The organism is Chryseobacterium sp. (genome assembly GCF_019236175.1).
Taxonomy (GTDB): Bacteria; Bacteroidota; Bacteroidia; order Flavobacteriales; family Weeksellaceae; genus Chryseobacterium.
Genome location: NZ_JAFAJM010000001.1, coordinates 1 through 26,019, shown reverse-complemented (window position 1 = coordinate 26,019; position 26,019 = coordinate 1). Strand labels below are relative to the sequence as shown.

17 protein-coding genes and 1 pseudogene are annotated in these 26,019 nt (G+C 38.2%); 16 read left to right on the top strand and 2 right to left on the bottom strand.

What is annotated here, in order from left to right; all coding sequences use genetic code 11:
• Both JO178_RS00090 and mfd read right to left on the bottom strand, forming a co-directional pair.
• Positions 1–822 (bottom strand): hypothetical protein, encoded by an 822-nt coding sequence (locus JO178_RS00090; RefSeq protein ID WP_291930182.1) that lies wholly within the window; start codon positions 820–822, stop codon positions 1–3.
• Positions 823–1,194: 372 nt separating this feature from the next.
• Positions 1,195–4,563 (bottom strand): transcription-repair coupling factor, encoded by a 3,369-nt coding sequence (mfd, locus tag JO178_RS00085; protein WP_291930180.1) that lies wholly within the window; start codon positions 4,561–4,563, stop codon positions 1,195–1,197.
• Positions 4,564–4,814: 251 nt separating this feature from the next.
• Here mfd and JO178_RS00080 point away from each other — a divergent pair, with 251 nt between their 5' ends.
• The 16 genes and pseudogenes from JO178_RS00080 to JO178_RS00005 all read left to right on the top strand — a co-directional run.
• Positions 4,815–5,210, top strand: a complete 396-nt coding sequence (locus tag JO178_RS00080; RefSeq protein ID WP_291930179.1) for a hypothetical protein — start codon at positions 4,815–4,817, stop codon at positions 5,208–5,210.
• 182 nt (positions 5,211–5,392) lie between these two features.
• The gene (locus JO178_RS00075) at positions 5,393–5,704 is read left to right on the top strand and encodes a hypothetical protein (protein ID WP_291930177.1); all 312 of its coding nucleotides are present in this window, start codon (positions 5,393–5,395) and stop codon (positions 5,702–5,704) included.
• A gap of 501 nt (positions 5,705–6,205) precedes the next feature.
• A complete protein-coding gene (locus tag JO178_RS00070; RefSeq protein WP_291930175.1) occupies positions 6,206–7,705 on the top strand; it encodes a GH3 auxin-responsive promoter family protein in 1,500 nt (499 codons plus the stop codon).
• Positions 7,706–7,774: 69 nt separating this feature from the next.
• On the top strand, positions 7,775–8,137 hold the full coding sequence (locus JO178_RS00065; RefSeq protein WP_291930173.1) for a hypothetical protein: 363 nt from the start codon (positions 7,775–7,777) through the stop codon (positions 8,135–8,137).
• A 92-nt stretch (positions 8,138–8,229) separates the two neighbouring features.
• The gene (locus JO178_RS00060) at positions 8,230–9,465 is read left to right on the top strand and encodes an MFS transporter (protein WP_291930171.1); all 1,236 of its coding nucleotides are present in this window, start codon (positions 8,230–8,232) and stop codon (positions 9,463–9,465) included.
• 455 nt (positions 9,466–9,920) lie between these two features.
• Positions 9,921–12,011 (top strand): T9SS type B sorting domain-containing protein, encoded by a 2,091-nt coding sequence (locus JO178_RS00055; RefSeq protein WP_291930169.1) that lies wholly within the window; start codon positions 9,921–9,923, stop codon positions 12,009–12,011.
• 411 nt (positions 12,012–12,422) lie between these two features.
• Positions 12,423–14,546: a T9SS type B sorting domain-containing protein gene (locus JO178_RS00050; RefSeq protein WP_291930167.1), complete on the top strand. Its 2,124-nt coding sequence runs from the start codon at positions 12,423–12,425 to the stop codon at positions 14,544–14,546.
• A 154-nt stretch (positions 14,547–14,700) separates the two neighbouring features.
• On the top strand, positions 14,701–16,293 hold the full coding sequence (dnaB, locus tag JO178_RS00045; RefSeq protein ID WP_291930165.1) for a replicative DNA helicase: 1,593 nt from the start codon (positions 14,701–14,703) through the stop codon (positions 16,291–16,293).
• A 128-nt stretch (positions 16,294–16,421) separates the two neighbouring features.
• Positions 16,422–16,898: a ribonuclease HI gene (gene rnhA, locus JO178_RS00040; RefSeq protein WP_291930162.1), complete on the top strand. Its 477-nt coding sequence runs from the start codon at positions 16,422–16,424 to the stop codon at positions 16,896–16,898.
• A 164-nt stretch (positions 16,899–17,062) separates the two neighbouring features.
• Positions 17,063–19,318: a T9SS type B sorting domain-containing protein gene (locus tag JO178_RS00035; protein WP_291930160.1), complete on the top strand. Its 2,256-nt coding sequence runs from the start codon at positions 17,063–17,065 to the stop codon at positions 19,316–19,318.
• Positions 19,319–19,411: 93 nt separating this feature from the next.
• Positions 19,412–21,667: a T9SS type B sorting domain-containing protein gene (locus tag JO178_RS00030; RefSeq protein WP_291930157.1), complete on the top strand. Its 2,256-nt coding sequence runs from the start codon at positions 19,412–19,414 to the stop codon at positions 21,665–21,667.
• Positions 21,668–21,791: 124 nt separating this feature from the next.
• Positions 21,792–22,418: an NAD(P)H-dependent oxidoreductase gene (locus tag JO178_RS00025; RefSeq protein WP_291930155.1), complete on the top strand. Its 627-nt coding sequence runs from the start codon at positions 21,792–21,794 to the stop codon at positions 22,416–22,418.
• A gap of 30 nt (positions 22,419–22,448) precedes the next feature.
• The gene (gene nadB / locus JO178_RS00020) at positions 22,449–24,020 is read left to right on the top strand and encodes an L-aspartate oxidase (protein WP_291930154.1); all 1,572 of its coding nucleotides are present in this window, start codon (positions 22,449–22,451) and stop codon (positions 24,018–24,020) included.
• Between the two features lie 20 nt (positions 24,021–24,040).
• On the top strand, positions 24,041–24,676 hold the full coding sequence (locus tag JO178_RS00015; RefSeq protein WP_291930152.1) for a hypothetical protein: 636 nt from the start codon (positions 24,041–24,043) through the stop codon (positions 24,674–24,676).
• A gap of 10 nt (positions 24,677–24,686) precedes the next feature.
• On the top strand, positions 24,687–25,547 hold the full coding sequence (nadC, locus tag JO178_RS00010) for a carboxylating nicotinate-nucleotide diphosphorylase (protein ID WP_291930150.1): 861 nt from the start codon (positions 24,687–24,689) through the stop codon (positions 25,545–25,547).
• Positions 25,548–25,755: 208 nt separating this feature from the next.
• Positions 25,756–26,019 (top strand): annotated as a pseudogene (locus tag JO178_RS00005) (TonB-dependent receptor); the annotation flags it as partial.

The window sequence follows — 26,019 nt, the reverse complement described above, 5'->3', positions numbered from 1 at the left end:
TTAGTTGGTTTTATAGGTTACAAACTCAATAACATCTATTTTCATGGTAGATTCCAGAGTAAATGCATTCGATGCACCGTTTGCATCCTGTACATTACGTCCTATTGTAAACTGAGACCCAGCATTTGAAGTGTCAATTTTTCTGCAGGCAATCTCAATGGTATGAGTGCCCACGGGAACATTCAATTCTGTATAGCTAAGGGTGAAAATATAATCCTGTAGTCCTGATTTTTCAGAATTATTATTAGAAGCGATTCTATCAGGGCGAACAGCTACAAGGGTTCCGTTTCTGAATACTCCACAGGCAAATCTTACACTTTCCGAAGTGGTAGCCGCAGGAGCTTTCATTTCAACGCCGGTCTGGAATTGATACGTAAGCCTGTTTTTTCCGTTCTTAATCGCAAAATTATTGGCAAGACCTGTAATTTTAGTCCATTTCCCTTTAGAGATATCGGTAATATTATCTCCGACACTGTTTTTGTAAACATTATCTCCGGCAACCCCATTAGAAAGGGTTGAAATGCCTACCTGATCCGACGACAAATACGAATTGATTAATTTGTACTGTCCCTCTTCCATAAAGGAAACGTTCAATGATTTCCAAACGGGAGGTTTACCCTCACCCTGAGAAACCAAAACCTGGCCGTTCAATCCGGCATCTCCTGCCAGAGTTGAAGTACCTCCTACCCTAAGTTCTTTTCGTAAGGTGGTTTTCCCGTTGACATCGAGAGTAGACTTAGGCTTAGCAGTCCCGATACCCACCTGTGCGCTAACATGGAATGAAAGCAATCCGATGACGCAGCAATAAATAATTTTTTTCATAATAAGGACTGCAAATGTACAAATTAAGAATCATAAAAATTCCAGTTATCCCCTCATAATCCTATAGAAATAAACGCATTACAGCATAGAATTATTCCCACACAAAAGTAGAATTATTTCTACAAAACACTTTTTTTTATATTTTAACAAGGAAAAAAAAAATCACAAACCCTTATCAGTCCAAGGATTAGTGAATGTTTTTTTATCAATAAAAAGTGATATTAACGTCCTCAAAATCACGTTAATTCTCACATCCATGAATATTCCGCAACAAAAACATGATAATAATCACAAAAAAACATATAAAAACTTAACTTTTTATATGTTTTTTCATGTTTTGTAGAAAATAATACTATTTATAAAAAACAAGCGTTAATTATGTTCAATAATAGCTTTTAAAAGAATATTCACTTCATCTACATTTTTCACTTTTTCTTTTCTCATCATCAGCTGATTTCCTTCTTTACCGGTTTTCTCCTTAAGCTGAGCTTCTGCCGGATTTCTGGTTAAGTAATTAATGATATGCCTGAATCGGTCGGTCTGATAAAATTTATCCTGAGGATTACCCGGAAAATAACCTAAAAAGACACCGTTTTTCATAACAATTTTTTCAAACCCTATATCCGCAGCAAGCCATTTTAAAGATACACTTTTCAATAAGTTCACCGCCTCTTTAGGAAGAGCTCCGAAACGATCTATCAGTTCAAGTTCAAATTTCTGGAGATCTTTTTCATTATCGATTTCAGCAATTTTCTGATACAGCAATAACCTTTCTTCCGTATTGGAAATATAAAAATCAGGCAGCATCAGTTCAAGATCTGTATCGATATTGACATCTTTTACAGATTTGAACAGTTTATTCCGATCCTCTTCATTTTCAAACAGATTTTCAAAATCTGCGTCATCTTTTAATTCTTCCAAGGCTTCCTGCATTAATTTCTGATACGTTTCAAATCCCATTTCATTAATAAATCCGCTTTGTTCTGCTCCCAGTAAATCTCCGGCTCCACGGATTTCAAGATCCTTCATAGCAATCTGGAAACCACTTCCTAAGTCTGAAAACTGTTCAATGGCTTCCAGACGTTTTCTGGCATCGGAAGTCATCATATCATAAGGTGGAGTGATCAGATAACAGAATGCCTTCCTGTTGCTCCGTCCTACCCTTCCTCGCATCTGATGCAGATCTGCCATTCCGAATCTTTGTGCATCATTGATAAAAATCGTATTGGCATTAGGAACATCCACTCCACTTTCCACAATGGTCGTAGAAACCAGGACGTCATATTTCCCTTCCATAAAATCAAGGACATTTTTCTCGAGCTGCTTCCCATCCATCTGGCCATGTCCTGTAATCACTCTTGCATCAGGAACGAGCCTCTGAATAAGCCCTGCAATATCTTTAAGATTTTCAATTCTGTTGTTGATAAAATAGACCTGTCCGTCTCTTTGAAGCTCATACGAAACAGCATCGCGAAGGATTTCTTCATTAAAGCCTATCAGCTGGGTATCTACAGGTTGTCTGTTCGGAGGGGGTGTCTTAATTACCGATAAATCCCTTGCCGCCATCAGAGAAAACTGCAGTGTTCTCGGAATGGGTGTAGCTGTAAGAGTAAGCGTATCCACATTATTTTTCAATGTTTTAAGCTTATCTTTTACGGAAACGCCAAACTTATGTTCTTCATCAATAATCAGCAACCCTAAATCTTTGAATTTGACAGAACTGCTTACCAGCTGATGCGTTCCTATAATAATATCTACTTTCCCGTTCTTTAGAGCATCCAGTGTTTCAGATTTCTGTTTTGCGGTTCTGAAGCGGTTTACATAAGCGACATTAACAGGGAAATCTTTTAATCTTTCTTTGAAACTTCTATAATGCTGGAAGGCAAGAATTGTAGTCGGAACCAGTACAGCTACCTGCTTACCATCCGTAGCCGCTTTGAATGCAGCACGAATTGCCACCTCCGTTTTTCCGAAACCTACATCTCCACACACCAGCCTGTCCATTACCGTATCAGCTTCCATATCCCTCTTCACATCTACCGTTGCTTTTTCCTGATCCGGAGTATCTTCATAAATAAAGCTCGCCTCCAGCTCATTCTGCAGGTAAGAATCCGGAGTGTATGCAAAACCTTTGGCTGTTTTCCTCTGCGCATAGAGTTTAATAAGATCGAAAGCAATCTGTTTTACTTTCGCTTTTGTTTTTTGTTTTAAAGATTTCCAGGCTGGTGAACCTAGCTTACTGAGTACAACCTCTCTTCCGTCAGGACCATTATATTTTGAAATCTTATGCAGGGAATGAATACTCACATATAATAGATCTCCGTTTTTATAAGTAAGTTTAAAGCATTCCTGAATCTTACCATCATTGTTTACCTTCACCAGTCCCATAAACTTTCCAATCCCATGATCAATATGGGCGATATAATCTCCAATCTTCAGAGACATCAGATCTTTCAAAGTAAGCTGTTCGGATTTGGCAAAAGTATTTTTAGCTTTATATCGCTGGTAACGATCAAAAATCTGATGATCTGTATAAACTAATAATTTATGGCCGTTGTCAACAAAGCCTTCATGTAATTCGGACTTAAAACTCTTAAACGGAAGCTCATGTTCCAGCTCTTCAAAAATAGACTCCAGTCTTTCCTTCTGTTTTTCCGTTGAAAAAGAAATCCATGTATCAAATCCTTCATTTTGTTTTTCTTCAAGATCTTCAATCAGCAGTTCAAAATTTTTATGAAAAGACGGTTGCGGGAGCTGTTCCATTCTAACTTCGCAAACATCTTTCAATCCTTCAATGACAGATCCCGCAAAATCAACAGTATTAAATTTTTTATAATCAAATAAAAACTCCTGATCTGAAATAAAAAGCTCCTGTGGTGTACGGTGGGCAATATCTTTACTTAAAGTGTCATATTTTTCAAGAGCTTTTTCATAGAAAGTTTTGATCTTCTGCATTCCTATCATTCCATTTCTGGAGATGATATAGCTTTCCTTCGGCAATAGCTGCAGCAAAGAAACTCTGCTTCCTGTCACTGAAAAATTCATATTGGAAACCAGTTGAAATTCTTTCACCTTATCTACGGAAAGCTGTGATTCTATATCAAAAGTTTTAATGCTTTCCACTTCATTTCCAAAGAATGTTATCCTGTAAGGCTTTTCATAAGAATAGGAAAACACATCCACAATACCTCCTCTTACCGAAAACTCTCCCGGCTCAGAAACAAAGTCGGCCTGCTGAAAATGATAATGATTAAGCAGCTCATCTACAAAATCGAAATCCAGCTGATCTCCCACCTTTATATGATGAGAAATTGCTTTAAAATCTTCTTTTTTAAGTACTTTTTCAGAAAGTGCTCCTGCGTAGGCAACAATCACTTTAGGAGATCTTCCTGAGTTTATTTTATTTAAAACCTCAGTTCTCAGCACCAGATTGGCATTCTGGGTTTTTTCCACCTGATAGGGTTCAAGGTGAGTTGCCGGAAAATACAATACTTTTTCTTTTCCAAGCAAATCTTCCATTTCAGTATTGGTATACAGCGCATCTTCTTTATCATCTACCAGATAAAGAATTGTTTTCTTTTGAACCAAAAAAAGTTCGGCCACAAAAACAGCCACTGAAGACCCAGCACTTCCTTTCACGGCAATATGCTGATTGTTCTCTAAACACGTAAAAATCTCTTTCCCGAATTCTTTTTGCAACAGATCGGGAAGAAACTTCTCATTAATGGATTTTAACTGCATAAATAGTAATGGTATAAACGAGAAAAGCGATTTCGGGAGTTTTCCGAAACCGTTTAAAGCTATACAAAGGTAATGATATTTTCTTTTTCAGTATAAGGGAACATCAGGATTCAGATAAAAATGAAGCACTTACCTTCTTAGAATCTTAAATTCTACTAATTTTTCTAATTCCCTGTTAAAAAAAACATAATATGTGCACATGGCATAGTCTTTGGGATTTTCACCCCACCAAACACTAAAAGAATAATATTATGAAAAAAGCAATTAAAATTTTAGGAGTCTTAATGCTGTTAGTAGCTACAGCATTATCTTTTTCGTCGTGCAGCAGAGATGACGACCCTACTAATAATGACTTCTTTGCCGGAACCTATAAAGGAAGTGTATCTTATAATAACGGAAGCGGAACCAATATCAGTACAGATAACGGAAGCGTTTTCGTAACAAAGATTGCCAGCGGCACCAAGTATAATTTTGCATTCTCAAACGATATTCCCGACCTCAACGGGGTAGAGTTTGAACAAAAAGGAGACCATACCCTGGTAATGATTGGCTCTACAGCAACTTCTTATATAAGAATTGACAACAGCCAATTAAAAATTCTATTCCTTAAGGATGGAAAAACGTGGACAGCCAATTGCACCCGTTAGATCCATAAGTTTTAATATATAATAAAGCCTGCATTCACTTTTTGAATGCAGGCTTTATTCTTTCTTGTTAAAACGCTTTAATTTTTTTTTAAGCTGTAATAAACTTTAGTTAAGTTTAAAAAGATCAATTTTTTAGCCTGGTTTTTGCATATCTTTATTCAAACAAAATAACAGTAATTCTTATGAAAAAATTATTATCTGCAATGTCACTGATTTTAGGATTAGGACTTGCCACTGCTCAGCAGACTGCTCCCGCTACAAGTACAGCACATCCGCCTGTAAAAACTGCAATGAAGGCTACTAAAGCTACAGAAGCTAAAGCGGCTAAACCAGCAAAAATGGCAAAAACAGCCGAAGTAAAAACAGCAAAGCCTGCTACTGCTCAGCCTGCTGCAAAAATGAAAAAAGACGGAACTCCGGATAAAAGGTTTAAAGACAATAAACATCTGAAAAAAGACGGAACTCCGGACAAAAGATATAAAGAAAACAAATAAGCATAACATTAACATATAGTTGTTATTTTCATAATCAAATTTCGAGATGCCGATGAACTTGTTTCATCGGCTTTTTATTGACACATAACATGCTATAAAACAATACTTTTAATTTTTTTTTAAACTATAATAAACTTTAGTTAAGTTTTAAAAGATCTGATTTCCAGCCTGGTTTTTCTATAACTTTATAAGACAATAAAAAAAGATAAATTACCTATAAAAAATTATCGACAGCATGCTGTTAGTTCCAACGTGAAGACCTGTAATAGCTCAACAACAGCGCCTTCTAAAACGACTAAAGTTCCGGAATCTAAAACGAAGTATGCTGTTAAAAAAAAGAATGACTGATCAGAAAGCTGCGACTCAATAAGAATTACTAAGCAAATGTTGTTGCTTTTAAAATCAAATTCTTTAAAACCAATGAAACAGTTTCATTGGTTTTTTTATGTCAAGCTTCATAAAAATGATTCCAGATTCTGTACTTATTTATAAATTTGAAGCATGTTAAACTTCTTCAAGAAAAATGCAGCACTGATCTGGGCAAAAAAACATGTCCAAAAAGCAGAGGAATTCAAAAAAAATCCGGAGAAAAATCAGGAAGATCTATTAATTTCTCTTATCACTACCGCCAAAAAAACACTTTTTGGACGGGAGCACGATTTTGAAAATATCCGTTCTGTAAAAGATTTTCAGGACAGGGTACCTGTTGCAGACTACGAAGATCTTAAACCCTATATTGAACGGGTAAAAAAAGGACAGGCCAATATTCTCTGGACAGATACTCCCGAATATTTTGCTAAAACTTCAGGAACTACTTCAGGATCCAAGTATATTCCCATTTCCAGGGAAGGAATGCCTTTTCAGATTGCCGGCGCACAGACTGCTCTTTTTCATTATATTGCTCAAAAGAACAATGCTGATTTTGTTAATGGAAAAATGATTTTTCTACAGGGAAGTCCCGAACTCGAAGAAGTTTTTGGTATCAAAACCGGAAGATTATCCGGTATTGTCGCCCACCATATTCCGGGTTATCTTCAAAAGAACCGTTTACCAAGCTGGGAAACCAATATTATGGAAGACTGGGAAGCCAAAGTAGACAGGATCATCGAGGAAACAGAGCATGAAAACATGACTCTGATTTCAGGTATTCCTCCGTGGCTGATTATGTATTTTGAAAAACTAACAGAAAGGCACGGTAAAAAAATCAAGAAATTATTTCCTAATTTGCAGCTTATCGTCACAGGAGGAGTCAATTATGAACCTTACCGTGATAAGATGGAAGATCTGCTGGGTGGCCAAGTAGACATTATTCAGACTTTTCCTGCTTCCGAAGGTTTTTTTGCTTTTCAGGATGATTATACAAAAGAGGGTCTTTTATTATTAACAAACCATGGAATATTTTATGAGTTTATTCCGTTAGAGGAATATGGGAAGCCCGGAGCCAGAAGATTAACTTTACAAGAGATTGAACTTGGAAAAGACTATGCTTTGATTCTCACCACCAATTCAGGGTTGTGGGCATATTCCATAGGGGATGTCGTCCGATTTATAGACAAAACCCCTTATAGGCTAGTGGTAAGCGGAAGAACAAAACATTTTACCTCAGCTTTTGGAGAACATGTCATTGCTTTTGAAGTTGAAGAGGCCATGAAGGCTACTTTAGAAAAATATCCTGCACAGATCACGGAGTTTCATCTGGCTCCGCAGGTAAATCCCGAAGAAGGACTTCCTTACCACGAATGGCTGATTGAATTTGAAAAAGCACCTGCAGATCCGGAAGCATTCATCAACGAACTGGATCTTCAGCTTAGACACAGAAACACTTATTATGACGATCTGATTTCAGGAAATATTTTACAAAAACTGCACGTCACACCGCTTAAAAAAAATGCTTTTCATGAATATGCCAAATCTCAGGGAAAGCTGGGTGGCCAGAATAAGACACCAAGATTAGCGAATGACAGAAATATTGCTGATTTATTAGAAATTTACAAACTTTAAAGATATTTTTTCAATTCCAAAAACGTATATTCGAAAAAAATTATAAATTTGAAAAATTAAACTGAAACAATGAAAGCATCTGTACTGTTAAAATCTTCTTTATTAACCTCTCTATTCGTTATTTCATCTTGCGCTACAACAAAATACAGCGAGGATGTTTCCAAAAACAACTATTCTAATCTGGAAGCCGGAAAAATATATGTTGTTAAAATGAGAGATGGCTCTCCGAGACAAAAAATGTTATTCAGAAACATCGTGGGAGACAACCTTGTGGGGACAGCAGGTAAAAAAGACAGTACAGAAGTAATTATTCCTAAAGCAAAGGTAGCTTCCGTAAAAGACAGATCGAAAGCAAGAATAGCAACAGGGGCTACTATTATCGGAGCAGCCGGTGTTGCAGCTTTGGTAATCAGTGCTACAAGAGCAGACTAAAATAGATTTTATCTTTCAGGATATATTTAATATATCTTTTAAAAATCAACATATGAATAGCCCTAAATAAATTTTTAGGGCTATTTTTGTTCATGATTTCCTTTAGCCCGTTACAAACATTACAAAATGTTGAGTTCAGAAATCTTCTTACCGGAAGATTTTTTATCGTTTTAGCTTTCAGAATGCTTGCCACTTTACTGGGATGGTGGGTATATCAATTAACAAAAGATCCTTTTTCAATAGGCCTGATAGGTCTTTCGGAAGTGATCCCTGCCGTAAGCTGTGCTTTATATGCCGGTCATGTTATCGATATGAAAGAAAAGAAACGCCTGCTTCTGATTTGTAACTATGCTTACATTTTTCTGATAGGACTGCTTCTGATTCCCGCTTTTCTCAATGTAGAAATACATTTCACGGGACATCAGATCACATACTTTATATATGGTGTGATATTTTTCACCGGAATAGCAAGAGCTTTTATAGGACCTATTGTTCCTTCTATGATTCCTAAAATTGTAAAGAAAGAAAACCTTCCCAATGCTGTAACTCTTAATCAGGCTACATTCCTGATCTCATCGGTATGCGGACATGCCATAGGAGGAATTCTTATCGGTTATTTTGGTGTAAAATGGACGTTGGTTGTTATTCTGTCTCTTATTTTTCTGGCTTCTTTATTTTTCTGGCAGTTAAAAAAGCAGCATTCTGAAAATAAAAAAGATGCTGTAAATGTTGTAGAAAGTATGTGGGAAGGAGTTTCTTATATTCTGAAGACCAAAGAAATTTTAGGGGCTTTATGTCTTGATATGTTCGCGGTACTTTTCGGAGGTGCTGTTGCTATGATCCCTGTATTCGCAACGGATATTTTGAATTCAGGTGCTGAAGGCTTCGGTTTACTGAATGCAGCATCAGATATTGGCTCCATGTGTATCATTACTATTTTATCTATTGTTCCTCTACGAAAAAATCAAGGAAAGATTTTGCTGGTGGCAGTTACGGGATTCGGATTGTGCATTATCGGATTCGGGTTATCAAAACTCTACTGGTTATCCTTTATATTTCTCGTAATGAGCGGAATGCTGGATGGAATTTCCGTTGTCATCAGAGGAACTATCGTTCAACTTAAAACACCTGACCATATACGGGGGCGTGTTTTAAGCGCCAACTCCATATTTATTATGTCAAGCAATGAAATGGGACAATTTGAAAGCGGCGTAATGGCTAAACTTTTAGGGGTAGTCCGTTCTGTAGTATTTGGAGGCACAATGACTGTTTTGATTGCATTAATTGTGGGAAGTACAAATCCTAAGCTGAGAAAAATGCAATACTAACCAACAGGTGGACTCCTGTAAAATTTAAAACAAATTTCCACCCATACGGGCAGAAATACAATTTTATAAAAAACTCAAAATAGGCATGATTCTATTTTGAGTTTTTTTATTCCCGTCAGTTTATGTTAAAAATAGCATCTTCCCACAAACATAATCGTTACAGAAAACACAATATTAAATAACAAATCCCGTTTTCATTAAATATATGTACAAATCATTAATTTAAAGTTAATTATTTTCTATATTTGTTATACAAAATACCTACTTATGAACAAACTTTTACTAATTTCACGCTTTTTACACAGCAACAAACCGACGTAGTCTGCAGCGTCCACCTGCATATTCCCTCCCAAACACCAAGATGATCAATACCCACTTCCGATTTAATTCGGCAAGGGGGAAAAGCCAATTAAAACAAGACCATAGACAAGGATTGAAATTATAAACTAATCAAAATGAAAAAATATCTACTGATTTTCATATTATGTATCACTCAGATGGTTTCAGCACAGCAGGATTGTATTACAGCTCTTTCGGTTTGCGGAAACTCTAATATTTCTTACCTTCCTGACGGACCGGGAATTCAGGAACTCCCTGAATCCAATTGCGGCAGCTATGAGGAAAGATATTCTGTATGGTATAAGTTCACTGTTGCCACAGCCGGAACTTTAACTTTTGTTATTTCTCCCAATACCGCTTCCGATTATGATTTTTATGTATGGGGACCTAATATAACCTGTGCCAACAAAGGGAATACCATCAGATGTTCTACTCCTGGAGGAACAGGGCCTACAGGGCTTAATTTAACTTCAACGGATCCTTATGATTATTTTGGAGCGCCAGGTTCTAATGCTGACGGATGGGCTAAATATATGGATGTTCTCCCGGGTGAAACGTATTATCTGCTGATCAATAATTACAGTATAAATATCACAGGATTTTCTTTAACATGGGGTGGTACGGCAACATTGGCATCACCATTTAATGATCCGGCACTAACTCCCAATCCGTTTGTGACACCGGGAGCTCCTAACGCCAACCCTGCGGATCCCAATGAAGTCATCATTTGTACAGATCCGGCTGTTTTTGATTTTAACAGTCTCTCTGCAGGAATTGTTAATGGTAATGCTAACTTTTTCGTTACGTATCATACCAGTCAAAACGATGCACTTGCCGGAAACAATCCGATTTTAACCCCTCAAACCGTAAACACTACAACAACATTTTTCTACAGCATTCATTACCAGGATCCTACAGACCCGAACAACCCGATCAACTCCTGTAGGCAGATCGGTAAATTTAAATTCAAACAAGGTAATATTACAGCTGATGATGACACTCTTACCATGTGTAATAACAACAAGGCCGGAGTCGCAACATTTGATTTAACAACTGCGAATGTTTATAATGACCCTACCGGTACAGCCGTTAAAAAATATTACCCGACGATGAACGATCTCAACGCAGGAACCAACGAGATTACCAATCCTTACGCTTATGTATCATCTACGAATGTTGTTTTCGTAAAGGTAACTACTCCTCAGGGATGTTCAGATACAGCACAGATCAATCTGGAGCTCTATTCTGAAGTGGTAGTAAATGATGCCGACCTGAGAACCTGTTTCATCGAAAGCAATCCGTCGACAGGCTTATTCAATCTTGATAACGCATTTGTCACCGGTGTTGGCGGAGCTACCAAAAGATACTTCCCATCCATGACGGATGCCGTAGATCTTACCAATGAAATCTTGAACTCATCCAATTATATAGCTCCCAACGGAGTAATCTATGTAAGAGTGACCGACAGCAGGGGCTGCTATTCAGTTGCTAAAGTAACTTTAACAGTACTTCCTCCTGTAAAATCCGACATTCTGGTAGACAAAATCATCTGTATGGAAGACAAAACAACTCTGGATGCAGGCCCGGGATTCAAAAGCTACGAATGGAGCACAGGGGCTACAACTCAGAGTATCAACAATGCCGGCGTAGGAACATACTGGGTAAAATTAAAAACCGGAGATTGCGTCACTTTACAAACCGTAAAAGTATATGCATCTGAACAACCTGTCGTTTCCGGTATTGATATTTCAAATAATACAATAACTGTAAATGTAATAGGAGGAACTCCTGAATACAAATATTCAATGGATAATCTAAACTGGCAAACAGCCAATACATTTACGAATATATCAAGAGGGAATCATAAAGTATATGTAAAGGATGCTTATGACTGTGATCCTATTGTAATCTCCGTAGTCGTTCCTAACCTCATCAACGTAATTACCCCGAATGCCGACGGCATCAATGATGTAGTTGATTATTCGGCTCTGGCAGACAAACAAAATCTTATCCTGAGTATCTATGACAGATACGGAACAAAAATCCACCAGGGAGATCAATCCAACGGATATAAATGGGACGGAATGATATCAGGTAAAAGAGTTCCTACGGGTACTTACTGGTATTCCGTAACATGGAGCGAAAATGACAAGAAGAACACTCCGTTTAAATTCTCAGGATGGATTATGGTTAAAAACAGAGAATAACAAATACGGTATTATCATTTAAAAAGTAAAATAAATACAACCACAAGCTCAGAATAGAAATTCTATTCTGAGCTTTTTATTTCACTGACATACAGACCGTTCAGATAATACATTATGAAACTTCGTAATAAAACGAAATTCCCAGCCAGCCAATTATGAAAAATTCAAAATATAAATCCAAAACAAAATATAAATTCAACCAATAATGGCTTATTTTCCTTAAATACATTTCAAAATATTCAATTTAACATTAATAATTTTTTATATTTGCTAGAAATATATATGCTTATGAATAAACTTCTACAATTTTCATCTTTTCCTTAAAAAATAAAGAGTGCTTTGATTACAAGGCCCTCTGTCGTCGTTTTATCTATTTCATTTCAATTTTGTCTTACAAAAATCATTTCAACAATGAAAAAAATACTACTTCTTTTAATCTTATTTATATCACAGGCGTTCTATTCGCAATCAGACTGTGTCTCGGCAATTCCGATATGCGGTAACTCTGATATTTCCTATACTCCTTCAGGACCGGGAAATATTCTGGAAATTCTTAACCAGAACGGAGGTTGCCTCTCTACCAACGAACGTTTTACCGTATGGTATACTTTTACCGTAGCAACCGCAGGAACACTGGCCTTTACGATTAAACCTAAAAACCCGCAGGATGACTATGATTTTGCTCTTTACGGACCTACGACAAACGGATGTACTTCTCTTCAGAATGACAGCCACGTTTTCGTAAAACCTCTAAGATGTAATTATTCAGGAACCCCGGGAGACACAGGTCTTGATCTTAACATCCCTCCTCCTACCCCGCCAAACAGCGGAAACGTTAATCAATGGAGTCCATATATCAATGTACTTCCCGGAGAAACTTATTATTTAGTCATAGACAACTTTAGTAAATCTATCAATGGTTTTTCTATGATCTGGACTGGTACGGCAAGTTTAAGCTCAGCCTTCAACGATCCGACATTATCTCCTAATCCGTTTATAAACCCAGGAATTCCACCAACAGTGCCTAATGACCCTAATACGGTAATGGTATGCGGACTTCCTACCCAGTTTGACTTCTCTACTCTTACAGCAGGCATCATCAATGGAAACAGCAATAACTTTAAGGTAACTTATCACAGTAATGTTAATGATGCTCTTATAGGAGCTTCCCCTCTTACTACCGCTACAGTAAACGGAACAACAGTATATTACTACAGGATTGTCTACAATGACCCGAACAACCCAAATAACCCGATCAACGGATGTTTTATTACCGGGAAATTCAAATTTGTCAATGCCAGTATAACCGCCAACACCGCCATACTGTATTCCTGTAATAATAATGGAGCCGGCACCGCTTTGTATGATTTAACGACGGCCAATGTATTTGGCGGAACGGGTGCTGTCATTAAGTATTATACCAGTGTCGCAGATATGAATGCGGAAATTAATGAAATCACCAACCCAACCAATTATATTTCACCGGAAACAACGATTTATGTAAAAGTAACTTCTGCATTCGGATGTAAAGCCACCACTACCATCAGATTGCAATTCCATCCGACCGTAGTATTGAAGGATGCAGTATTACAGGAATGTTATATCACGGACAATATAACTTCCTCAACTTTTGACCTTACAAAAGCTGCAATCGGACTTCCTGTGCCACTGCCTACAGGAACTGTAGTGAAGTATTACAAAACAATGAATGACGCCATCAATCAGGTTAACCCGATTGCTGTTCCCGGAACATATCTTTCAGCCAGCACTATAGTTTATGCAAGAGTAGATAATCAGCAACAATGTTATTCAATTGCAAAAATTACACTGAACGTTCTTCCGCCGGTAAAATCTACTGTCTTAAAAGATAAAACAATCTGTGCCGAAGGAACTACCACATTAGATGCAGGACCAGGGTTTGACGGCTATGAATGGAGCACAGGTGCCACTACACAAACAATCAGCAATGTAGGAATAGGTACTTATACTGTAAAGCTTCAAACAGGAAAATGTTTCACTCTTCAGGAAGTACACGTACGTCCAAGCCTACAGCCAGTTATTTCAAATATAGAAATCTCCAACAATACCATTAAGGCGACAGCAACAGGTGGAGTTCCTCCTTATAAATTCTCTATAGACGGCATCAACTGGCAGGACTCCAATACATTCACCGGTCTTCCGAGAGGAGAAAACACCGTGTATGTTATAGATTCTTTCAACTGTACTCCTGTACAGGTGACTGTTACTGTACCTAATCTTATTAACGCAATTACTCCTAACGGAGACAACGTGAATGACGTGATTGATTATTCTGCATTAGCATATAAGAAAAATCTTGTATTTATTGTTTATGACAGATACGGAAACAAACTTCATGAAGCCAACAAAATAAGAAATTACACCTGGGACGGAACTGCTTTTGGCAAAAAAATCCCTACAGGAACGTACTGGTACACGATCTCATGGAATGAAAATGATAAGAACAATACAGAAACCAAATACTCAGGATGGGTATTGGTAAAAAACAAAGAATAAGTTCTCATCCATAATCATATGAAAATCACCTCAGACCGAGGTGATTTTTTTATCAACAGGGCTAATCCTCTGTTGACAGTATATTACCGAACGCTACTAATAATTTGTTGAATACTATTTTTTAATTATTTTTTAAATAAGCTATCTTTGCACCATGGCACAGAAAGAATCATTATCTTCCCTTACTCACGGAAACTTTGCAAAAGAACTTTCTATTGCAGACGGGAAAATGCCACCCAATGCAGTGGATTTCGAAAGACTTGTTATCGGAACTTTTTTAATTGACAAAAAAGGGCTGGATCATTCCATTGACCTGCTTACTCCGGAAGTTTTTTATGACCCGAGACATCAGGTGATCTTCTCTACGGTTTTAAAACTTTACGAAGGAAACCATCCGGTAGATTTAATGACTATTATTCAGGAGTTAAAAAAGGAAGATAAACTAAGCCAGGCAGGAGGTGATCATTATATCATTGACCTTACGATGGGAGTGAGTTCTTCTGCCCATATTGAATATCATGTACGTGTCATTCTTGAAAAATATATTTTAAGAAGTTTAATTAATGTTTCGGCCAATGTCATTGATTCTTCATACAAGGAGTCAACCGATGTATTTGAACTTTTAGATAAAGCCGAACAGTCTTTCTTTGAGATCACCAACGGAACGATCAAAAAAGGGTTTGACACGGCAAATTCACTGGTAAAACAGGCTATTGACACAATCAAATCACTAAAAGACAAACAGGGACTTTCAGGAGTTCCTTCAGGATTCAGAGATGTTGATAAAGAAACCGGAGGCTGGCAAAACTCCGACCTGATTATTATTGCGGCCCGTCCCGCAATGGGAAAAACAGCATTCCTGCTTTCCATGGCAAGAAATATTGCTGTAGGCCACAAAATTCCAATGGCTCTTTTCTCTCTCGAGATGGCTTCAGTACAGCTGATCACCAGAATGATCGCGTCTGAAACCAAAATCTCCTCTGAAAAATTAAGAAAAGGAACACTGGATGACGATGAATGGCAGAGGCTGTTCTCCAATGTATCCGAACTGGAAAATGCTCCTTTATATATTGACGAAACGCCATCTCTTTCCATCTTTGACTTTCGTGCAAAATGCCGAAGACTGGTCATGCAGCACGGAGTAAGACTTATCATGGTCGACTACCTTCAGCTGATGACTGCCGGTGGTGGTGGAAAAGGAGTAGGAAACCGTGAACAGGAAATCTCCATGATCTCCCGTTCATTAAAAGCCATTGCAAAAGAACTTAATGTTCCCGTAATCGCCCTGTCTCAGCTTTCCAGAAGTGTGGAAGCCCGCCCGGGAAAAAGACCTCAGCTTTCCGATCTGAGGGAATCCGGAGCGATTGAGCAGGATGCCGATATCGTATCTTTTATTTTCAGACCTGAATATTATAAAATCACCGTCTGGGACAATGATGAAGAGGGGCAGGAAACTTCTACGGAAAACCAGGCTGAGCTTATTATTGCAAAACACAGAAACGGTGCCACAGCAGATGTCAGATTATCCTTCTTAAAACATTTCGCCAAATTCGGAGACATTGAAGCGGCTTTTGACGGAGGTGCCGGAGTTGGCTATCCATCTAATTTCGGATCTAATGAACCTAGCGGCTTTGACAAAATCAAAACAACAATCCAGCCCGGAGCAGCATTTGATTTACCGGACAGCTCACAACTTTCCGGATCATCAATGAATGACTTTGATGACGATGATGACTTTCCGTTTTAAAGGAAATATAAAATCCGGCGGTACATATTAAATGTGTCTTATTCTCACATGATTTTTTATTAGAGTGATAAGAATATTCATGTTGATTATCGTACATTTAAATAATCTATTTTTTTATACTAACAGATTTGAAAATCGAAATATATACAGACGGTGCCTGCAGCGGAAACCCCGGAAAAGGAGGTTACGGAATTCTCATGCGTGTTCCTGAAAAAAATTATCAGAAGACTTTCTCCAAAGGATTCCGAAAAACAACCAACAACAGGATGGAGCTCCTTGCTGTGATCACAGCATTGGAAAAACTCAAGTCTACAGAGAATGACATCCACATCTATACCGACAGTAAATATGTAGCAGATGCTGTTAATCAGAACTGGATCACGGGATGGATAAAAAGAGGATGGAAAAATGTAAAAAACCCGGATCTGTGGAAAAAATTTATCGAATTATACAACAAGCACCAGCCTAAAATGCATTGGATAAAAGGACATGCAGGACATTTTGAAAATGAACTTTGTGATAAATTAGCCGTTGCAGCAGCAGCTTCTCCGGACCTGGAAATCGATACTTACTTTGAAACACCGGACAACAATTCGCTGTTTTAACCAATTAACAGAAACACATAATTACATTAACAATATCCATTATTTATTTAAAAGAACTTGTATATTTTAAATAATTATCAATAATTTTAACAAAATTAACATTAAATACACATTATTTAACTGGGATTTAATATCTTTACTTATTATTAAAAACTCCCAATTAAATGAATAAAAATCTACTATTCTATTTAGCCGCCATTCTATTCGGCATATCGGGAAAATCTTTCGCCCAAACTTATCAGCTCGCTGGAAACCCCGTCACTACCACAGGCTGGACTATGGTTTCTCCTACCCAGGTAAATACTGATTTTATCCAGCTTACTCCTGACACCAATAACCAATCCGGCTCCATCCGGTTAAACGATCCCATTAATTTAAAATACTGTGATAAATGGAGAGTTGAATTTGACTTCAGAATGGATTCCAACCAAAATTTTAACGGCGACGGACTTGCCTTCTGGTATCTGGCCAATCCTCCCGTTGCAAGTGTACTGGGATCCGGCCTCGGAGTTTCTCAAAACGCAGTAGGATTTATTGTAGGATTCGACTCTTACAACAATACAACTTCAGCAACCATGAGCAAAGTGCATGTTGCCTACGGACAGGTAGCCAATACAACGGATACCAACAATGTAGAATTTTTCAATGTTGCCGGAAGTTCTTTTCACTCTCCCGACCTGAATACGACTCTCCCTTTTCAGGGTGCCACTTATAAACACGTTGAAGTAAGCGCACAGGTAGATCCTGCCGCTCCTACCAACTGGATTGTAAACATTAGTATTGACGGCACCCTAATCTGCAACCAGTCGTTCGCTCCTTCCGGTACAGCCGCAGCCATGACGATAGGTTATTTCGGATTTTCAGCTTCCACAGGCGCAGCCAGATCAAGACATTCCATTAAAAATGTAAAAATCTACACAGATAAGGTTTCAATCTTACAAAATCTAGCGACTCAGTCTTTCTGCCCTAATCCTTCTACCGGATATGGAACAGCCAATCTCACATTGTTTAATTCCCAATTTGTAAGCAATCCTTCCAATTACACATTTACTTATTACCCGCTGGGAAGCTCTACTCCGATATCAACTCCTGCAAACTATCAATTCAATACCAACACAACCGTTACCGTAGTCATAAAAGATAATGCAGGAATATTATGTGATAATCCGGACGCTAAAATACAGCTGACAATAGCCCCTTTTAAAGCTGACGACCAAATACTCACTGCCTGTAATAACAACAAAGCAGGCACCGCCACATTCAACCTGACAACCGCTAACGTAACCAATGTTCCGGGTGTTGTTAAAAAATATTACAAAACATTAAATGACCTGAACGCCGGCATCAATGAAATCACCTTTCCGGACAATTATTTATCAGCTCCGGGAACAGTATATGTAAAGGTGACAACACCTCAGGGCTGTACCGGCAATGCAAAAATAACATTAGCTTTCTATCCAGAAACCCAGGTCAGAGATATCACGCTTCAATCCTGCTTTATTGAAAATAATATTTCCAGTGCATTGTTTGATCTTTCCACAGCCAATGTAACTTCGATTGCCACTCCTGTTAAAAAATATTACAAAACAGAAACGGACGCTCTTAACGGAACCAATGAAATTGCCAATCCACTTCAATACATCTCAACCAGTACTACTGTATATGTAAAAGTAACGGACACCAACGGCTGCTTTGCCATTGCCAAGATTAACCTTGTAGTATTACCACCTGTAATATCCGCCGTCTTAAAAGATAAAATTATTTGTATGGACGGAAAAACCGATCTGGATGCAGGTCCCGGTTTTGTAAGTTACGAATGGAATACGGGGGCAAAAACCCAGTCCATCAAAGACGTAGGAGTAGGCCTTTACTGGGTAAAGCTTCAAACAGGAAACTGTATTACCAAACAAATTGTAAAAGTAATCGCATCAGCAAATCCTGTTATTTCAAGCATTGACATCAACAATAATTCAATTACGGTCAATGTATCAGGCGGAACTCCTCCTTATCAGTATTCATTAGACGGTGCATCCTGGCAAAACGCCAACACTTTTACAGGCCTTCACCGTGGAGAGGTAAAAGTTTTTGTGAAAGATTTCTATAACTGTACCCCTGTTCAGGTTCAGATTACCGTTCCCAATCTGATTAATGCGATTACTCCCAACGGAGACAACATCAATGACGTGATTGATTACTCAGCGCTTGCCTATAAGAGAAATCTTGTTTTCATCATCTATGACAGATACGGAAATAAGCTATATGAAGCTGATAAATTAAGAAATTTTAAATGGGACGGAACAGCCTCAGGCAAAAAAGTACTTACAGGAACTTATTGGTACACCATCTCATGGAACGAAGACGATAAAAATAATACCGAAACAAAATACTCAGGATGGGTACTGGTAAAAAACAGAGACTAAACACCATACAATATCAGGCTATCTCCCTCCATGAGGTAGTCTGATACTTATAAAAACACCACAACATTTTTGATAATATCACAATAACTCATTATGAAAAAAACTATACTTATTTTTCTACTAACCACACTGATATACCTTCCCGAAAAACTGCGCTCCCAGACCTATCAGTTGGCAGGCAACCCGGTGAACACTACAGGCTGGGATCTCGTCTCAGATGCCATTGTCAGTGGTGACTTTATACGCCTGACGGATGATCTGACCGGCAGATACGGAGCCATCAAACTATCAACCCCCATCACGCTAAGTTATTGCGATAAATGGAAAGTCGAATTTGATTTCAGAATTGACGGAAACGGAACGACTCAATTCGGAAGAGGAGACGGATTTACATTCTGGTATCTGGCCAATCCTCCTACAGGGTTCGTATCCGGAGGCGGACTGGGAATTCCGGCCAACGCTTCAGGACTTATGGTAGGTTTTGATATATTCAATAATACCACCGAAGGTCAGATGAGTAAAGTACATATATTGTACGGAACCAATAATACCGCTGGAAATAATATAGAATTCAATAATACACCGGGAAGCACCTTCCACTCTCCGGATCTCAACCCCACCCAACCGTTCGTAGGCAGCACCTATAAACATGTTGAAGTAAACGGAGAAACTGACCTTTCTAATCCAATCAACTGGATTATTAAAGTAAAAATTGACGGTGTACTTATTGCTGATCAGTCTTTCGCTCCTTCAGGAGGTGCAGTAGGAATGTCTCAGGGATATTTCGGATTCTCCGCTGCAACAGGTGGTGCAAGTGCCAGACATTCTATTAAAAACGCAAAGGTATATGTAGACAAAGTTCCGATTCTAAGCAATACAATCACTCCTTTCGTATGTACGAATCCGGCTACAGGTACAGGCACCATAGATCTTACCTCTTACAACAACCAATTTGTAAACAATCCCGGAAACTATATTTTCACCTATTATCTTTTAGGAAATTCCACCCCGATTGCTAATCCTGCAAATTTCCAGTATTCAGGCAACACGACCATTAAAGTAGTCGTTAAAGATCCCACTTCTACACTTTGTGATAACGGAGACGGGATTATACAACTTAACCCTACTCCATTTGCTGCCACCGACGCTACCCTTACAGGATGTGACAACAATATAGGAACTGCAACATTTGACCTCAATTCAGCAGCCGTAACCACAGTAGCCGGTGTTACCAAAGAATTTTACCCCACCTTATATGATTTGAATGCAGGGACCAACCTTATCACCAATCCTTCAGCGTATGCTTCACCGGCAGCCACCATTTACGTCAGAGTAACAACTCCGCAAGGCTGTGTTAGCGTTGCTAAAATTACATTAAATATTTATCCTGTTGTTGTCGTTAATAATGCTGAGATAAGAACATGTTTCCTGGAAACCAATCCGTCTACAGGCTTATTCAATCTGACAGTTGCCTCTGTAACGACACAAAATAACGTCACTAAAAATTATTATCCTTCTTTTGCCGATGCTACCAATGGAACCAACGAGATCACCAATGCAATGACCTATACCGCCCCTACCGGTGTAGTCTATGTAAAGGTGACCAATTCCAACGGATGCTATGCTATTGCTAAAATAACATTAACGGTAATACCCCCTACATTCTCCACGATCCTAAAAGACAAAATTATTTGCATGGAAAACAAGACAACGCTGGATGCCGGCCCGGGTTTCAAAAGCTATGAATGGAGCACAGGTGCTAATACACAGGTCATCAGCAATGTAGGAGTAGGTACATACTGGGTTAAACTTAAAACCGGAGACTGTGTTGCCCTACAAACCGTAACGGTATACCCTTCCGAGAACCCGGTTGTTTCCAGCATTGATATCGCAGGCGGAACAGTGACTATATTTGTCAACGGCGGAACACCTCCTTATCAGTATTCCATGGACAACATTCAGTGGCAGGAGTCTAATGTATTCAACAACATTCCCAGAGGCGAGGCCAAAGTCTATGTTAAAGACAGCTATAACTGTGCTCCAATTGAAATTAACATCACAATCCCTAACCTCATCAATGTCATTACTCCTAATGATGATGGCGTGAATGATATCATCGACTATTCCGCATTATCCGGTAAACGAAATCTGGAGATAAATATATATGACCGTTATGGTTACAAAATATTCCGCGCCGACCGGTCTAACGGGTTTAAATGGAATGGAACCATTGACGGAAGCAAGAGAGTTCCTACAGGAAATTACTGGTATTCCGTAACATGGAATGAGAATAACAAAATCAGTACCCCTATCAAGTTCTCAGGCTGGATCATGGTAAAAAACAGATAGCAACAAAATCACCATCCTATATAAAAAGATCAGTCCGTTATTCGGGCTGGTCTTTTGTGTTATTTAAAAGGATATATTTCATTTTAAAACCGTTTTATTCATATTCAATTCTTAAATTTGTCATATGAATTATTTGGAAGCTTTAAGCAGAAGATATTCTGTTAAAAAATTTAATCATCAGATCATTCCTCAGGAAACGCTGCACAACATTCTTGAGTCAGGAAAACTGTCTGCCAGCTCTTTGGGGCTTCAGCCTTATAAAATAATAGTGGTTGAAAGTGAAGAAATGAAACAGAAACTGATTCCGGCTTTCTATAATCCATCCCAAATATCCACCTGCTCCCATCTTATCGTTATTATTTCAAAAAAAATAATTGAGGAGAGCTATATCCGGGGGTATTTTAATCACATTTCTGAAGTAAGAGAAACACCCGTTGAGAAACTTGATCCGTTCAGAAACAGTATTAATCAGCATATCACTCAGAAAACACAGGATGAGATTTTCAATTGGGCAGAGAAACAATCTTATATAGTACTGGCTAACCTCATGTATGCTGCAGCTATTGAAAGTATAGATTCATGCCCCATGGAAGGCTTCCGGCCTGATCTGATCGAAGAAATTCTGGAGATCGATCCCGAGACAGAAAAAGTAACCGTCACCCTCGCTTTAGGTTACCGTTCTGAAGAAGACCACTTCCAGCACATGAAAAAAGTAAGAAAACCAAACGAAAAATTGTTTAAATTTATGTAATATTTAAACGATTGTACCTAAAGCAAGCATATGATAAAAGCGGATGTATTAGTAATTGGTTCCGGCATTTCCGGACTGTCCTATGCCATTAAAGTTTCTGAACAGCTCCCTGATGCCAAAATTATTATCGTAACGAAATCTGATGAAGATGAAAGCAATACCAAATACGCTCAGGGCGGACTTGCAGTAGTTACAGATTTTCAAAAAGACAATTTTGAAAAACATATTGAAGACACCATGAGAGCCGGTGACGGTGAAAACAAACGCGATGTTGTGGAAATGGTGGTAAAAGAAGCTCCTGCAAGATTCAATGAGATTGTAGAATGGGGCGCCCAATTCGATATGAAAAATGGCAAATTTGCTTTAGGAAGAGAAGGAGGGCACACTGAAAACAGAATTGTTCATCATAAAGACATCACCGGATTTGAGATCGAAAGAGCTTTACTGGAGACCGCCAATAACAGCCCGAATATTGAAATCCTTGATCATCACTACGTCATTGATATCATCACACAACACCATGTTCCCGGAAAAGAACTGAATGAAGGTGACATCCATTGCTATGGCGCTTATATTCTGGATGAAAAATCCAAAACAATCAAAAAAATCACGTCCAAAATAACACTTGCTGCTACAGGAGGTGCAGGACATGTTTATAAGAATACCACCAATCCTAAAATCGCAACCGGAGACGGAATTGCTTTCGTAGCCCGGGCCAAAGGAAAGGTTTCCAACATGCAGTATTATCAGTTTCATCCGACAGCCCTTTACAGCAAGATCGACGGAATGTTGTTCCTGATTTCTGAAGCAGTACGCGGCGATGGTGCAAAATTACGAACCAAAAGAGGAGAAAAATTCATGCATAAATATGATGCGCGCGAAGAATTAGCCTCAAGAGATATCGTTGCCCGGGCCATTGACAATGAAATGAAAATTTCAGGAGATGAATATGCAGGTCTGGATTGCCGCGAAATGAATCAGGAAAAATTCCTGGAACATTTTCCCAATATTTATAAAAAATGCAGAGATGAAGGGATCGACCCGTTTACCCAGCTGATTCCCGTTGTTCCTGCATGTCATTATCTTATGGGAGGAATTGAAGTAGACAGAGACGGACAGTCTTCCATTAAAAATCTTTTTGCCGTAGGAGAATGTACCAATTCAGGATTACACGGAGCCAACAGATTAGCCTCCAACTCTCTGCTGGAAGGCCTGGTCTTCGGACATAATGCAGCCATGAAAACAGTAGAACTCTTACATGAAAATCATTTCAACTTTGATGATCTGAAAGCCGTTCCCGAATGGAATGAAGAGGGAATGAAAATCATGGATGAAATGGTCATCATCAGCTACCTCCGAAAACAACTTCAGGAAATGATGAGCGATCTTGTAGGGATTGTAAGAAGCAACAGACGTCTGAACATGGCTTTACAAAAACACCAGGAAATCGCAGCAGCTGTTAATGAAATTTATCATTATTCTATTCTGTCTCCGCAATTATCAGAATTAAGAAATCTAACCACTGTTGCCCACCTTATCATTACTCAGTCTATGGAAATGACAGAAAATAAAGGGGCTTTTTACAATAAAGACCTGGTATAAAAAAGTTCAGATAAGAGCCCATGAAAACATTCAATTTGGGAATTCTCAAAATTGTTACCATCCTGCACGTTATACAGGTAGTGGTGTTTTTGATAGTGGCGGGAATACTTTCAGGATCCCTACTGTATTTTAAACCCTATACTACTCTTCATTTGATTTTCACCGGAATGGGTGTGGCGTTATTATTATCATTAAAAGACATATTCGGATATATAAAAAAACATATTATTTCCAGATCAAAATATCCGCTGCCACTCAATTTACTATGCAATATTATCCAGCTTGGGAAACCTCTTTATTTCGGAAAGGATACATTCAGTCTGGATGAAATCATTAATGACAATAAACTCTCATTAACTTTATATTATATTAACAATCCTCAGTATCCTATTTTACAATTCAACGGAGATAAACTTTTGTTTCATAGTCGGGAATACAACTGGAACGATCTTAACTGGAGATACTTCCTTTACAGGACTTCACCCTATGCAAAAACAGGAACCTTTCTCATGGAGTTTGAAGGAACTGACCAGGATAATAACCGGATAAAAAACAAAATAGAGTTTGAAAAAATAAAAGCTCAGGAAAATGAAGTAATTTTGTTATTTATAATTCACGATTTGCTATTCGGAAAAAGATCATCTTACTATTACTAAAATTTAAAATATGAAAAGACCGGCCTACGTTACTGATAAAGCCCTAAAAACATTTATAAAAAACGCACTGGAAGAAGACATCCAGGATGGAGACCACTCTACCCTTTCCACCATTCCGCAGGATCTTGTGCAAAGCGCAAAGCTTTTAGTGAAACAAGACTGTATTCTGGCAGGTGTAGAACTCGCCGAAATTATTTTCAAAAATTTTGATAAAAATCTTAAAATTGAAACATTTCTTAAAGATGGTGACTCTGCAAAAGTAGGAGACGTTGTACTTATTGTAACAGGAAGTGCCAGATCTATCCTTTCCACGGAGAGACTCCTTCTTAACTGTATGCAAAGAATGAGCGGCATTGCAACCCTTACTCATGATTGGGATTCCAGACTGATAGGAACTAAAACTAAACTTTTAGATACAAGAAAAACAACCCCTAATTTCAGAATGTGTGAAAAATGGGCTGTAGCTATCGGTGGCGGAACGAACCACAGATATGGGCTTTATGACATGATCATGCTTAAAGACAATCATATTGATTATAACGGAAGCATTACCAACGCTGTTGCCATGGCTAAAGACTATATTAAGAAAAACAAGAAAAAATTAAAGATTGAGGTAGAAACCAGAAACCTTGAAGAAGTACAGGAAGCCATCAATGCTAAGGTAGACCGAATCATGTTGGACAATATGGATGTGAAAACCATGAAGAAGGCCGTGGAAATGATCAATGGATCATGCGAATCTGAAGCGTCCGGCGGAATCACCCGTGATATGCTTAAAGAAATTGCCTCTACAGGAGTCACCTATATCTCTGTGGGAGCCCTTACACACTCGGCTGAAAATATTGATTTGAGTCTCAAGGCAGTGAAATAGCGTTGTGTTTTTAACAAAAACACCCCTGCTTTGTTAAAAATTCAACAACATGACTTTTTTCATAAAAAAATTCAACTTTTGTTTATGATATTGAGAATCAAATACTTGATATTATTAAGACTGATTAAAAATTAACATTAAGTTAATAATAGTTAATTTTAATTTTGCGAATTTTGCAGAAAATTAAATCTAATTATTACTAACGATTATGAAATTAATCAACAAATCGATACTAACTGCGGTTATTACATTATCTACAGCTAGTGTTTATTACGCTCAACAAGTTCAGGACACTGCGAAGACAAAGTCTAAGGATATTGAAGAGGTAATCCTAAGAGGTGTTACGGATATCGCTAAAGATAGAAAAACACCGGTTGCTGCATCTACTATTAAAGCAGCACAACTTGTGGAAAGATTAGGAAATCAGGAATTACCTGAGATTTTGAACACGACTCCATCAGTGTACGCTACA

Coding starts and splice junctions, on each gene's coding strand:
- JO178_RS00090 (WP_291930182.1), bottom strand. CDS start 822: ATGAAAAAAATTATTTATTGCTGCGTCATCGGATTGCTTTCATTCCAT.
- mfd (WP_291930180.1), bottom strand. CDS start 4,563: ATGCAGTTAAAATCCATTAATGAGAAGTTTCTTCCCGATCTGTTGCAA.
- JO178_RS00080 (WP_291930179.1), top strand. CDS start 4,815: ATGAAAAAAGCAATTAAAATTTTAGGAGTCTTAATGCTGTTAGTAGCT.
- JO178_RS00075 (WP_291930177.1), top strand. CDS start 5,393: ATGAAAAAATTATTATCTGCAATGTCACTGATTTTAGGATTAGGACTT.
- JO178_RS00070 (WP_291930175.1), top strand. CDS start 6,206: ATGTTAAACTTCTTCAAGAAAAATGCAGCACTGATCTGGGCAAAAAAA.
- JO178_RS00065 (WP_291930173.1), top strand. CDS start 7,775: ATGAAAGCATCTGTACTGTTAAAATCTTCTTTATTAACCTCTCTATTC.
- JO178_RS00060 (WP_291930171.1), top strand. CDS start 8,230: ATGATTTCCTTTAGCCCGTTACAAACATTACAAAATGTTGAGTTCAGA.
- JO178_RS00055 (WP_291930169.1), top strand. CDS start 9,921: ATGAAAAAATATCTACTGATTTTCATATTATGTATCACTCAGATGGTT.
- JO178_RS00050 (WP_291930167.1), top strand. CDS start 12,423: ATGAAAAAAATACTACTTCTTTTAATCTTATTTATATCACAGGCGTTC.
- dnaB (WP_291930165.1), top strand. CDS start 14,701: ATGGCACAGAAAGAATCATTATCTTCCCTTACTCACGGAAACTTTGCA.
- JO178_RS00035 (WP_291930160.1), top strand. CDS start 17,063: ATGAATAAAAATCTACTATTCTATTTAGCCGCCATTCTATTCGGCATA.
- JO178_RS00030 (WP_291930157.1), top strand. CDS start 19,412: ATGAAAAAAACTATACTTATTTTTCTACTAACCACACTGATATACCTT.
- JO178_RS00025 (WP_291930155.1), top strand. CDS start 21,792: ATGAATTATTTGGAAGCTTTAAGCAGAAGATATTCTGTTAAAAAATTT.
- nadB (WP_291930154.1), top strand. CDS start 22,449: ATGATAAAAGCGGATGTATTAGTAATTGGTTCCGGCATTTCCGGACTG.
- JO178_RS00015 (WP_291930152.1), top strand. CDS start 24,041: ATGAAAACATTCAATTTGGGAATTCTCAAAATTGTTACCATCCTGCAC.
- nadC (WP_291930150.1), top strand. CDS start 24,687: ATGAAAAGACCGGCCTACGTTACTGATAAAGCCCTAAAAACATTTATA.